Source organism: Paenarthrobacter sp. NPDC058040, from assembly GCF_042885775.1.
In the GTDB taxonomy this organism is placed as follows: domain Bacteria; phylum Actinomycetota; class Actinomycetes; order Actinomycetales; family Micrococcaceae; genus Arthrobacter.
Genome location: NZ_JBHVRN010000001.1, coordinates 375,967 through 389,703, shown reverse-complemented (window position 1 = coordinate 389,703; position 13,737 = coordinate 375,967). Strand labels below are relative to the sequence as shown.

At 64.5% G+C, this 13,737-nt stretch carries 4 protein-coding genes; all 4 read right to left on the bottom strand.

The annotated features are described in order from the left end of the window. Window positions 1–44 precede the first annotated feature (44 nt). The 4 genes from ACFVSJ_RS01675 to ACFVSJ_RS01660 all read right to left on the bottom strand — a co-directional run bounded on the left by ACFVSJ_RS01675 (window position 45) and on the right by ACFVSJ_RS01660 (window position 13,587). Complete coding sequence (locus tag ACFVSJ_RS01675; protein WP_387433608.1) at window positions 45–1,016, bottom strand: AAA family ATPase; 972 nt, start codon at window positions 1,014–1,016, stop codon at window positions 45–47. A 76-nt stretch (window positions 1,017–1,092) separates the two neighbouring features. Next, window positions 1,093–7,299, bottom strand: a complete 6,207-nt coding sequence (locus tag ACFVSJ_RS01670; RefSeq protein WP_387433606.1) for an Ig-like domain-containing protein — start codon at window positions 7,297–7,299, stop codon at window positions 1,093–1,095. 157 nt (window positions 7,300–7,456) lie between these two features. Further along, complete coding sequence (locus ACFVSJ_RS01665; RefSeq protein WP_387433603.1) at window positions 7,457–8,599, bottom strand: fibronectin type III domain-containing protein; 1,143 nt, start codon at window positions 8,597–8,599, stop codon at window positions 7,457–7,459. Then, complete coding sequence (locus ACFVSJ_RS01660) at window positions 8,596–13,587, bottom strand: Ig-like domain-containing protein (protein ID WP_387433600.1); 4,992 nt, start codon at window positions 13,585–13,587, stop codon at window positions 8,596–8,598. The genes ACFVSJ_RS01665 and ACFVSJ_RS01660 overlap by 4 nt, the downstream gene beginning before the upstream one ends. Between the last annotated feature and the right edge of the window lie 150 nt (window positions 13,588–13,737).

The following is a 13,737-nucleotide window of genomic DNA, read 5'->3' as shown; positions in this document are numbered from 1 at the left end:
AAGCCAGACGGACGACGCGGAAGCTACGCGCGCTGGCGCTGGGCCTATGCGCTGGCGCGTTGCTGCGGTGCGGCGACGTCGGCGAGGACGCGCGTCAGGACCACCTCGGGGGTGGCGCCCGAGAATTCCGCTTCGGGATCCATCACCAGTCGGTGCGTCCACACCACGGGAGCCAGTTCCTTGACGTCGTCCGGCAGGACGAAGTTCCGGCCCTGCCCCGCAGCCCACACCTTGGCGGCACGGACCATGGCCAGGGCGCCACGGACAGAGACACCGAGGCGAGTCTCGGAGGCATTGCGGGTTTCCTCGCACAGCCGGGAGATGTATTCGAGTACGGCCGTGTCCACGTGGGTGGTGGCCGCAAGGTCCGCCATGTCAGCCACGGCCTGCGTGGTGATGATGGCGGACAGGTCGCGGGAGCGGTCCTTGAGGTTGCTGCCGCCCAAGAGCCGCACCGTGGAAGCGTGGTCCGGGTACCCGATGGACGTCTTGATGAGGAAGCGGTCCAGCTGTGCTTCGGGCAAACGGTAGGTACCGGCCTGCTCGATCGGGTTCTGGGTGGCCAGCACCATGAACGGCCGTCCGGCGTCGTAGGTTGTGCCGTCCACGGTGACGCGCGATTCTTCCATGACCTCAAGCAGCGCCGACTGCGTCTTCGGCGAGGCACGGTTGATTTCGTCGGCCAGCACGATGTTGCTGAAGACCGGGCCCTTGTGGAACTCGAACTTCTGCGTCTTCTGGTCGTAGATGGTCACACCCGTGACATCCGAGGGCAGAAGGTCAGGGGTGAACTGGATGCGGTTGTGGGAACTCTGCACGGTGGCCGCGAGGGCACGAGCCAACGAGGTCTTGCCGGTGCCGGGTGCGTCCTCGAAGAGCACGTGGCCCTCTGCCAGCATCGCAGTGAAGGTCAGCCGGATGACGTGTTCCTTGCCCAGGACGGCCTGGCCCACGTTGGCAACGAGCTTGTCGAACGTTTCTGCAAACCACGCGGCCTGCTCGTTTGTCATGGTCATCGGTTGAAGTCCTTATCTGGTTCGGAGCAAGCAAACTGCTCTGTTGGCTGTTGTCTCAATAGTCAGCGAACTTGCCTCATCGCTGGGGCATGCCTGGCGGTGGGCCCTGACCATCACGGTTAGTCGTGTCATGTCTTACGAAGTTTCCCGCGGCCATACCGCTGGTGAGGTGATACCAAATTCCGCTGGGGTTGTCGGAGCTCTTGTACCAAACTACGTAGTAGTCGGACTGTCCCGATGCCCCGGCGTTCAACCACTTGCCGCCCCCGACACAGTCGGAGGGATTGCCGTCCCGGAAGCTGTCCGTGCCCCTGCTTGGCTCGGTGCAACTGCGAACTGGAGTCGCAGTAATTGTCCATGACGTGGGTGGCGGTGGTGTTGGATCATCTCCGCTGGTGGCGTTGGCACTGCCGGCCGGACCGGCCACGACGGTGACGGCTCTGACCCGGAGCGTGTGCGTTTTGTCCCAGCGACCACCATCAGGGTTGTATTGGTTTGCATTTCCGACGTTCGTCCATCCGCCACCGTCGAGGCTGACTTCGTAGTGATCCAGCGGGCGCCCGTTCGTTGCCGGATTGTTCCAAGTGAAGTGAACCTTGTCATCTCCCTTGCCCGACTTGCCGCCGTTGACGTTGGGCGCGTTCGGCGGCCCGTACGGGTTGCCCGTGCCGATCGCCTTGGCGTCGCCGGACTGGTTGTTTTTGACCGACGTCGCGATGATGTTGACCACCACGTTGCTGCCGTTGGGCTGCCCGCCAATGTCTCCGCCACCTCGGCCAATGGGTCCGGACCCCGACGCCGTCTGCCAGCGGTAGGTGATCTCGTTGTCCTGCGAGCCGTTGCGCTCGGCGGCCGTCAGCGGCGTGAAGGTAACGCGCAACTGTCCGCTGGTTCCGGTGGCAGTGACGGAGCCGCTGCCGACGGTTCCAGGTTTGCCCGCAGCACGGATGGCGGCCGACTGCTGGCTGACACCGCTCACCCCGGCCTTGTTGGTTGCCGAAACCGTGAAGGTGTAGTCCGCCTCGGAGTTGGCGACAGTCACGTTCTGCGAGGTGGCAGCCACCGACTGCGAACCCACGACGGCGCCACCCCGGTAGGTGGTCAGCGTGTAGGCAGACACCGGGTCACCGTTGTTGTTGGGCGCCGCCCAGCTGACGCGCAACTGGCTTTGGGCACCTACCGACCCTGCGCCGGACACCGTGGGCGCTGCCGGCGTTGCCGGTACACCTGCCGGGGTTTCGGCGGCTGAGTACGGGCTCCACTCGGACGGTTCCTTGGCGTCGTTCCTGGCCAGGACTCGGACCTTGTACGCCACGCCGTTGGTCAGTCCCTTCCAGACATAGCTGGATCCGGTGAGGTTCTGGATCTGCGGGTTCTGGCCGGCAGGTGCGGGCGAGATCTCCAGATCATAGGACTTGACCGGTGACCCCTTGCTTGCCGGCGGCACCCAGGCAACGGAGAGCTGCCTGTCGCCGAACTTCAGCGTCGGAGCAACCGGGGTGTCGGGCTTGACGTCGGGACGGACCTCGGCCGAGACCGGTGACCTCTCGGACTCGTTGATGGCGTTGGTGGCCGTGACCGCGAAGTGGTACTTCACGTTGTTGGTCAGGCCTGTCAGGGTGCACGTGTTCGCGGGGCAGTCCTGTTTGAAGCCACCCTCGCCGTACACGGTGTACTTGGTGATGGGCGAGCCCCTGTCAGCCGGGGCACTCCAGGTCAACAGTGCAGTCTGGTCGCCGACGCTCTGGGCCTGCGGGGTGGTGGGAGCTTCCGGCTTGTCCTTGACCGTCAAGCGAATGCGGGCCGTGGCATAGCGCGACTGTTCTCCAGTCTTGTCAGCGATGGTGTAGGCGACCACCAGAGTTCCCGTGAATCCGGGAGCGGGCGTGACCGTGACAGAATCCCCCGCCACATCGGTGTTTCCGCTACCGGTCTCCGTTTGAGCCGCAACTATCTTAAGCGCCGTATCCGGGAACGGGTTTGAGTCGTTCGCGAGCACGTTGACGGTGACCGGCTTCCCGGACTGGGCGTCCGGTTCCACGTCGTCGTTGGCTACGGGCTTGGGCCTGTTGGAGGCCGTCAGCGTGAGCTTGTAGCTGGCCAGGGCTTCGAGTCCCCGACGGTCCTTGGCCTTGACCTGGACCGTGCCGCTTTGGCCGATCTGGACAGAGTCATCGGCGGAGACCCTGAGGGTTTTGCCGTCAACGTTGACCCGGAAACCGCCCGGGGCGGAACCGACCAGTTCATAATTCATGTTCTGGACATCGTCGGTGTCCGGATCGGACGTCAGCTTCCCCAGGTCCAGGCTCGCTGAATCTCCCTTGGGCACCTCAACCTCGCTGCCAAGGAGTTCCGGCGGGTTGTTCTTGTTCGGATCGGGCAGCACCTTGGTGCGGATGCTCAGCGTGGACTTCAAGCCGTTGGGATCGTCCGGGCCGCTGCCGTCGGTCACTTCGAAACTGATGGAGCCGGGGCCAACGTACTCGGCACCGGCCGTGTACTTGATGGCCGTTCCGTTGTTGGCGATGGGATCGCTTCCGTCTCCGCCGATCAGTTTGATCCGGTCGGCCTGGGTGAGCCGGGGCGACTTCCCGTCGCGGACCTTTACCCACTCGGCCAGGTCCACGGTGACGGACTGGCCGGAGACCAATTCAATGACCTCGTCCTTGGCGAGCGTGGGAACCTGTTGGCCCACACCGGGGACCCAGATGATGGCCGTGGACTTCTGGCCGTCAACATCCTCCACGGTGTACGGCACCAGTTGCGGCTGCTCGGTGAGTTCAACAATCACGTTGCCCTCGGAGCCGGGCCTCGCGGTGGGCACCTCGGTGCTGACCTTGAGGTTCTCCCCCACGCCGTCCGGATCTTCGTCATTCTTGAGCACAGGAACATCCACGGCCGTCTTGCCCAGAGTCTGGGCCGAGGTCACGCGGTCGTCCCGGGCAATCGGAGCCTGCAGCGGTATGTCGTTCTTCACGATCACCCGGATGCTGGCCTGGCCCACGGCGTCTCGGTCGTCAGCGACGGAATAACGCACGTTGACCGTGCCTTCAACCGCCGGTGCCGTGATGAGGATGCGCCCGCTGGTCTTGCTGACGTGGGCATCCAGGGACTTGTCGGCTTCGATGCTGTCAGTCAGGATCCGGATGGGATCGCCGTCGGGATCGGTGTCGTTGGCCGTCGCGTCCACCGCGATCTGGCGTCCCGGACGGACCTTCACTTCGTCGTCCACGGGCGCGGGTTTCTGGTTGTTTTCGCCCCGGGGCGCGACGCCGACTGTCACCGTTCCGGTGTTCACCGCACCCTGGCGGTCAACCACCTTGTAGCGGAACGAGTCGGTGCCCGCACCGTCACCGGCGGCGACGAAATCGATGAAGTTGCTGCCCGCCGTCGCAGTTCCCATGGTGGGCGTGCTGTCGATTCCCGTGAGCTGCACCGAATCGCCGTCGGGATCTATGCCGTCCAACGGCACGGGAATCCGGACCGTTCCGCCAGCCACCACGCGGGCAGTCAGGTTCTGGGGTTGCGGGCGCGAGTTCTGGGCGCCTTCCAGCGGAAGGATGTGGATGGTCACGGCTGCCGCGCTCTTCTGGCCTTGCGGGTCCACGGCGTTGTAGATGGCACGCACCGTCTTTGGCGTTGGTCCGGCGACGAAGCGCAGCGTGTTCTCTGAAACGAACGCCTTGCCGTCTTCTTCGGCGATGTTCTGGGCCAGCACCGGATCCACCGTGAGTTCTTCGCCCTGCGGATGGGTGTCGTTGTCCAGAACCGGAATGGTGACGACGTCGTTGACGCGCACGTTGACTTCGTCGGGTTTCGGCTGTGGAGCTTCGACGACGGCGGGGGCCGGCACCGGGACCACCCCCACTGTTCCGGTGGCCGAGGAGCGGCCATTGGACATGGTGTAACTGAAGACGAAGGGGTCCTTGGAGCCGAGGACATCGGTCACGCGCAAGACGCTATGGTCAATCACGCTGACCGACGCCGCTGAACCATCCGGCACGGTGACGGACTGCAACACCAACACTCCTCCGGAAGGATCGGAGTCGTTGGCCAGCGGGTCCACCAGCACGCTTCCGCCTACGGGGAGCAGGGCAACGTCATGCACGGCGACAGGTGCGCCGGGATCCTTGCCGGATTCCACATCCACGCGGATGAGGCCCTGGCTGCTTTGCGGGCCGTTGCTGGCGATGTACGTCAGGTAGACCGGACCCGGGGTATTGCTGCGGAAGGTGAACGTGCCGCCGTCGGTAATGGCACCCAGCTCCGCCTGGCCCGCAGCCTCGACGTGCGCCACGCGCAAGGCACCTCCGTTGGGGTCCACGTCGTTCTTGAGCGGTGAGATCACCAGATCCTGCCCCACGACGGCAGTGACGTGGTCGGCATTGACCACGGGAGCGAGTGCCCCTGGTGGCTGGACGTTGACCACGACGCGACCGGTGGTGGTTGCCCGGCCGTCCCAGACGGTAATGGTCACGTTCTTCTTGCCGGGGGCGGCACCTGAGTCCTGGTAGGTGAGCAGGCCGTCGCGGCGCACCTTGACCTGGTCCTGCTCATTGTCAGCCTTGGCATCGAGGAGCACGAGGTCGTCGCCGTCGGGGTCCATCCAATCGGTCAGGATGTTCTGGCTGACGGATTTGCCCTGTTCCACCAGCATGGTGGTGGGCTCTGCACGCTTGAAGAACGGAGGCTTGTTTTCGTCGGTACCCACCACGTGCAAGGTGACCTTGCCACCGGCCGAGAGTCCCCGGCCATCGGAGGCGTTGTAGTCGAAGGTCTCCGTGCCCGTCTTCGCTTCGGCGGGAACCTTGATCTGGAAGGCAGAGCCTCCGTAGATGCTTTCCAGCGCGCCGGACTTGGGACCGTTGGCGCCGACCGCTGCGGTGAGCACGTCGCCGTCGGGGTCGGAATCGTTGTCCAGGACGCTCAGGATGGAGGTCCGGCCGGGCCGCACACCGAATTCGTCGGGCTTGGTTTCCGGCGGCCGGTTCGGCTTGGTCCGGTCCGGCAGCACGTTGATGGTGTTGTTGTCCGCGGACTCCTCGTCCTGGTCATTGGACTGGTTCTTCGGCGGGACAACATCGTCCCAGTTGTTGACCAGCTGCATGTTCTGGTTGACCAGCCACACGCTGCCGGAATTCACATCGTTCAGCACCACGAGGTCGCGGTTGACCCGGAACACGTAGCTCGGCGAGGCACTCGCCTTGGGGACATCGTTCTTCTTGTCGTCAGCATCGTTTTCGCAGTCCCGGACGTACTTGTTGGCGCCTGCCCACGCCGCGTGGACGCACTTGTTCACCTGCACGGGAGCCGCGGGCACGCCTTCTCCCCCGGCGGTGACCGTATCCGCCGTCGAGCCGTCCAGTGGTTGCTTCAGGAGGGCCTTACGGGTGGAGATGGCTACGAAGCCACTGTCTTCGCCGCTTTGCTGCAGCTTGGCCTCACGGGCGTCCTGCAACTGGAGCTTCCGTCCGCCGGGCAGGAAGAGGTTCCCGGAGGCGGCATCGAGGACCACTGGCTTGTCGCCGACGACGGCGAGCTGAAGGTCGCCGGCGCCTTTCAGCTCGTCCACCTTGGTGACGTCGGAGTTTGACCGTTCCCCGTTGGCGTCCACCGTAGTCACCGTGATTTCGCCCTTGCCCGGATCCGCGGTGTAGATGCGGTTGTCCCGACCCACCGCGGAGACAATTCCCTGCGAGCCGGTGAGGACGGGCTCGGAGCCCTCCTCGTCGAAGGCGTTAACCGTGGAGGGGGACAAGGCCCACACCTTGCCCTTGGCGGGGTCGGTCACCGACAGGACGGTGGAGCCATAGCTGACTTGGGACGACGACGGGAGCTGCTTGTCGCCGCTCAGTTTCAGGTTCGCTGCGGACACCTGGTTGATGGTGGAACCGGACTCGTCGTCCACGAAAACGTTGCCGTCATGCTGCAGGACGTCGAACGTGGTGCTCGCCGGTGTCACCGCGCCGTCCAGGACGCGGCTGGGGTAGTTGAGGCGCCCCACGGCGTTCTTGGTCTTGCTCACCACCCACACGCCGCCGTCGTTCAGGTCCACCTCGGTGGTCTTGAAACCCGGGTACAGCACGGCGAACGCCACAAGCACTGCCCCAGCCGCTGTCACGGCCGTCGCAGAGACGAGTTTCTTGTTTCGACGCTTTTTCAGCCAGTCCTTGCCGAAGAAAGAAGTCACAGCCCCAAAATTCCCTTGTTGTTCCAGCCGCACGAAGCAGCTTCCAGGCCCACCGGCAAGTGCCGGCAGCCAGACATTCCGCAGTACCCCCATACAGCGGCGGAATTTTCAGTGCCTAAGACTATCCCACGCGCCACACGGCCAACCACGCGAACCCGATACCGGGCTCTCCATTGGCTTTGACAGCATACTGTCTTGGTCGTGCGGGGCGCGATGGGTACAAGTCCCCGGTCCTCAGGCTGGTGCGGGGTCAGCATGGCGGTGCTCCAACCGATCCCGGCTCACCCACCGTGGTGTGACCTGCGATGATGTAGCGGCCGGCGTTGCGCGCCGAACCGGCCTCGATCCGCCACCACGCAAATGTGATGTTATTGACGTCCTTCTGGACGATGTAACACTTCACAATCATGTTCTGGCCTGGGTACTCCCACGGCGGCTGGTTGCCACCCTTTCCATCACAGGTGAAGTCGGGACTCGGTTGGTAGTTCATGCCGCCGAGCGTGTAGGTACAGGAACGCTGAACGACGCCGGTGTTGAGAACCCCTTGCCATACGCCTTCCTTGCCTGACTTCGCGCTCGCACTGGCAATGGAGCCGCCTGTGCCGAGCGAGTTGAAGGTCTGGACCCGGATGCTGTGCGTCTCTTCCCAACCCGCGGTATTGACCGTCCGGCTGCCGGACGCTCCCACCGTCTCCCAGCCACCGCCGTCAACGCTGATCTTCGTCGCCCTCACATCATTGCTTGCGGGCGAGGGTGAGGACCAAGAGAAGGTGACGGACTTCGTATTGACGCCACCGTCCTGGCCCGACGCCGACGGCGTCCCCGGTGCCCCGTAAGGCGTTGCCGTGGCCGCCGCACTCGCGTCCGAACTCGGCGCCACGGAAGACTGTGCCGTCACGGTGATGCTGCTGGCCTGCCCGTTCCCGAAGCCTCCCACGGTCTGGCCCGGCTGGATGGGTCCGGACTGGCCGGTGCTTGCCCGGTACGTGTAGCTGACCTCGTTGGCGCTCGAGCCATTGCGCTGGTCCTTGTTGAGCACCGCGAAGTTGATGGTCACTTGTCCGCCCGCGCCCCCGGTGTTCGCCGGCGTGGCACTGACGTTGCCCACGGTTCCCAGCTTGCCCGTGGCCCTGCGTGGAGCCGAGGCCGCACTGACCCCACCCTTGCCGGCCTTGTTTTCAGCCTGGACGGTGAAGGTGTAGCCGGTTTCGGAGTTGGTTGCTTCAAAGGTGGTGGTCCGGGTGTTGCCGGGAATGGTCTTGGTTTGCGCCGCAGCCCCACCACCGTTCATGGTGACGTAGTAGTTCTTGATGGGGTCGCCGTTGATGTCCGGCTCGCTCCAGTTGACCTGCAGAGTGTTCTTGCCATTGCCGGACTGAACAACGGCCGTCAACGGCGCCGCCGGGCACCGGGCAGGCCAGCCGGGTGGTCTTCGGCCGAGTACAGGCTCCAGTCCGACGGCCCGAGGTCGTTGACAGCCTGCGCCCGCACTTTGTACTTCACGCCATTGGTCAAGCCCGCCCAGGTGTAGCTGAGCCCGGCGACATCGTTCTTCACCGCGATGCCGTTGGCTGGCGGCGGCGAGATCTCCAGGTTGTAGTGCTTCACCGGCGAGCCCTCGGTTTTAGCGGGGGTCCACGTGATGACGAGGTCCTTGTCACCGGCCTTTACCGTTGGCGGGGCGGGCGGCGAGGGCTTTTCGTCAGGCTTGATCTCGTTCGAGGCCACCGACGCAGCCGACTCGCCCACGTCGTTGGTGGCCGTCACGGTGAAGACGTACTTGACGTTGTTGGTCAGGCCCGTGAGCGTACACGTGGTGGTGGGGCACTCTTGCTGGAACCCTGCCGCCTTCACTGTGTACTTGCTGATCGGGGCACCGTTGTCCGACGGCGGCGCCCACTTAAGCACGGCCGTGCGGCTCCGGACGTCGGTTGCCGTCGGGGCGGAGGGCGCGTCGGGTTTGTCGCGCACGGTGATCCGCACCCGGCCTACGGCCTGTCGTCCGGGATCGTCGGTCTTGTCCTTGATGGTGTACCTGACCACCAGGACGCCTTTGGAACCCTCAGCCGGCGTTACGGAAATCGAGTCCCCGGATATGGACGGCTGTCCCGCTGTTGAACCTGTCTCGGTCACAGCGGAGACGATCGTCAGCGGCTCGCTGAACGGGTTGAAGTCGTTCCCCAGGACGTTGACGGTCTGGGGCTTGCCGGCATCGGCATTGTCCACGGTGTCATCGTTGGCCACTGGCTTGGGCCGGTTGGAGGAAACAACGGTGACGGTCACGGCTGCCCTGACCGGCTCGGAGCGGCCATCGGTCACTTTCAGGGGCAGGATGCCACGGGCGCCCGGGTTCAGGGAGCCACCGGGGGTGACCTTCAGGAGAGTGCCATCAATCCTTGCGTTGAAACCGCCCGGTTGCTGGCCATCGAACTCGAACTTCAGTTTCCCTTGGTCCTGCTCATCCACGTCCTTGGCCAGGTTGCCCAGGTCCAGTTCGGTGGTGTCCCCCTGCGGCGCGTCGAGGTAGGCCCCGCTGAAGGTGGGTGGGTGGTTGGCATTCGGATCGGGAAGGACCTTGGTCGGGATGGTGAGCGTGGACTTGAGCCCCTCGGGATCGTCCGGTCCTGATCCGTCAGTGACTTCAAAGGTCACCGAGCCCGGACCCACGTAATCGGCCTGGGCGGCGTAGCGCAGGGCCGTGCCGTTGCTTGCGGCGACGTTGACCGGGTCTCCGCCCTGGACCTTGATCTTGTCCACCAGGGTGAGCTGTGGGGTGCGCCCGTCCCGGACTTTCACGTAGTCCGCCAAGGACAAGGTGACTTCCTTGCCGGCCGTCACTTCAACCACGTCAGTCTTCGCGAGCGTCGGATACTGGAGACCTTGGCCCGGAATCCACATCACGGCGGTGGCCGTCTGTCCGTCGATGTCGGTGACGGTGTACGGAATCAACTGGTCCTGTGGAGCCAAGGTGACCACCACGTTGCCCGAGGTTCCCACACGTGCATTCGGATTCCCGTCGGGCAGCGAGATCTTCAAGTCCTCGGCAACGCCGTCGGGGTCGGAATCGTTCTTCAGCACCGGTACGTCCACGGCTGTCTTGCCAAGCGTCTCGGCAAGCGTCACGTGGTCGTCCACCGCAATGGGAGCGTGCAAGGGCGCCGAGGCACTGGTCTGCACACGGATCACTGCACTGGCTTCGGCCTTCTTGTCGTCCTGGATCCGGTAGCTGACACTTTCCACTCCGGCCACGCCGGGCGCCGTCAGCAAGGCTTTGCCCGCCGAAGCTTCTACCTGGAGCCCAGGCTTGGCCTCAAACGTTGGCACCAAGGCGATGGGGTCGCCGTCGGGGTCTGAGTCGTTCTTGAGCACATCGACGGCGATGCGCCGCCCCGGACGGACGTCTATGACGTCGTCCACGGCGATCGGCTTTTGGTTGTCCGCTTCGGCGGGGGCGATGCCGACGATCACTGTGCCGGTGTTCTCGGCCCCGATCCTGTCCCGGACGCGGTAACTGAACGTGTCCGTCCCGGTCGACTTTCCACCTGCCGTGTACTCGAGGTAACCGTCACGGAGGATCGCGGTGCCCAGCGACGGTGCCTTGTCGATGCCAATGAGCTGCACCGAGTCGCCGTCGGCGTCGATGCCGTCCAGCGGGACAGGAACCTTCACGCTCATCCCGGCAACCACCCTGGCGGTCAGGTTCTTCGGTTCCGGCCGGGTGTTCGTTGCGTCGTCACGCGCCCGGATGCGGATGGTGACTTGCTGGGAATCCGATTGCCCGGAAGCATTGGTGACCTTATAGATCGCGTAGACGGTCTTCGCCTCTTCGCCCGCTATGAACCGCAGCGTGTTACCGGCAACGAACATGCGCCCGTCGGCTTCATCGGGCTGCTGTGCGAGGACGGGGTCGAGCGTCAGCTCACCTCCGTTGGGATCCGAGTCGTTTTCCAGTACCGGGATGGTGACGACGTCTCCGGCACGGACCGTGACTTCGTCGGGCTTGGCCTGCGGCGCCTGGAGCTTGGTGGGCGCCGGGAGCACCTGGACGGAGATGTCCCCGGAAGCCGAGGCCTTGCCGTTGGAAATGGTGTACTTCAAGGACAACTGCCCTTCGGCGCGGATGTCCGTTATTTTCACCACTGAGTGGTCCAGGACTGCCACGCTGACAGGCAGGCCGTCCGGCGCCGTCACCGACTGGACCACCAGCACGCCGCCGGCGGGATCCGAATCGTTGCCCAGCACATCCACCACCGTGCTCCCTCCGCTGGGCAGGAGGGCGATGTCACGGACGGCAACCGGGGCGCCGTCGCTGTTCCCGGAAACGACGTCGACGCGAACCAATTGCTGCGCACTCGCCGGGCCGTTGGTCACCATATACGTGACATAGTGGGCGCCGACCGCCGTCGAATTGAAGGTAAAAGTCTGCTGGTCCGGCCCTACCACGGCAGTCGACTGGCCGTCCGGCTGGGCCTGGGCCAGGCGCAGGGTGCCGCCTTGGGGATCGGTGTCGTTCTTCAACGGTGCCACCACCGTGTCCTGCCCGGCGACTGCCACCACGTGATCGGCGTTGGCAATGGGCGGCAAGGCACCCGCTGCACGGACGTCCACGCTGATCTGGCCTTCGGTTGTCAGCGAGCCGTCCGAGACGGTGACGTTGAGGGTCTTCCGGCCAGCACCAGCTCCCGAGTCTTGGAACGTGAGCAAGCCGTCGGGCCTGATCCGGACCTGGTCCGCGGGATCGCTGCTGGAGGCCGAGACAGCAAAGAGGTCGTCACCGTCGGGGTCCATCCAGTCGGTGAGGATGTACTGGTTGGCGATTTTGCCCGACTGGACCACCAAGGAGTTGTTGCGGTTCGGTTTGGGCTGCGGGGCCCTGTTCTCTTCCGGTGGCACAATCCGCAGGTCCACGTCCGCGGACGCCGTCCCGCCGCGTCCGTCATCCACTGTGTACTTGAACGATTCCGAACCAGTGGTTCCCGCGGGGACCGCGATCTGGAAGCCGGTGCCACCGTAGACGGCGGACAATGCTCCGGACTTGAGCGGCTCGCCGGCACTGACCGTCAGGATGTCGCCGTCGGAATCGGCATCGTTGTCCAGGACCGGAAGCAAGGTGGTCTTTCCCGCCCGCACGCCAAACGCGTCCGGCTTGGCCACCGGAGGAGTGTTGGGCTTGCTGCGGTCCGGAAGGACCGTCTGCTGGACTTCGTCGGCGGAATCCTTGTCCGCGTCGTCGGAGGTCTGCTGCGGTGGGATGACATCCAGCCAGTTGTTCACCAGCTGCATGTTCTGGTTGACCATCCAGACGTTCCCGGAGTTGACGTCGTTGAGGACCACCAGGTCCCGGTTCACCCGGAAGACGTATGACGGCGACGCACTCGCTTTGGGGACGTCGGCGCGGCGGCTGTCCGCTTCATTGGCACATTCGCGCACGTACTTGTTGGCCCCGCCCCACGCTGCGTAGGTGCAGGTGCCCACGTGGACGGGCGCTGCCGGAATGCCTTGGCCGTCCGTTTTCACGGTCTTGGCCGTGCCTCCGTCCAGGGGTTGCAGGAGCAGCGCACTCTTGGTTGCGATGGCCACGGCACCGGCTTCGGGCCCGGGCTGCTGGAGCTTGGCGTCCTTGGCGTCGTCCAGGTGAACAGTGGAGCCACCCGGAAGGACGATGTTTCCGGTGGCCTGGTTCAGCACGACGGCTTTGTCCCCCACCACCGTCAGCTGGACCTCGCCGTCGGCCTTCAGTCCGTCGTCTGTGCGCACTTGGGAGTCAACGGCGTTGCCGTCCGCGTCCACGCGGGTGGCCGTCAGCTTGCCGGTTTTGGGATCCAGAGTGTGGATGGTGTCATCGGCACCGACAATGGACGTGATCCCCACGGATTGTTCGATCAGCGGCTTGGATTCGTCACTGAACCCGCTGATGGACGTCGGTGAAACCGCCCACACCTTGCCCTTGGACGGATCGGTGACGGCCAGCATCTTGCTGCCGAAACTCACCTTCGCGGAGCCGGGAAGCTTCTGGTCGCCGCCGAGCCGCATATTCGCCGCGCTGACCGGATTGATTGTGGCGCCACGTGTGTCGTCAATGAAAATGTCGCTTGCTTGCTGCAGTATGTCGAAGTCGTCGCTCGCCGGAACCACGGCGCCGTCCAAAGACTTGGAGGGGTAGTTCAGGCGGCCGGCAGCGTTGTTGGCCTTGCTGACTACCCACACGCCGCCGTCGTTCAAGTCCACTTCGGTGCTTTTGAATCCGGGGTAGAGAATGGCGCCCGTGACAACAACGCCAACGGCCGCGACCACGAATGTCGCCCCGATGACCCTCTTGCGGCGCAACGCGGCTGCGCTCTTTTTGGGCGCTCGTTGGCCGGGCCTCCTGGACGGTGCCATCAACAATCCCCCGTGAAATTGGCAGCCGTCACCCTTCGCGCGGCTGGCTTGACGCGAACAGTCACCCAGCCTACCGGTTTAATCCATCGATTAGCGAAGGTGGGATGGGTAGAACTGCCCTCGGGGCCCGGAGGCGGCCGCCCGCTGTGG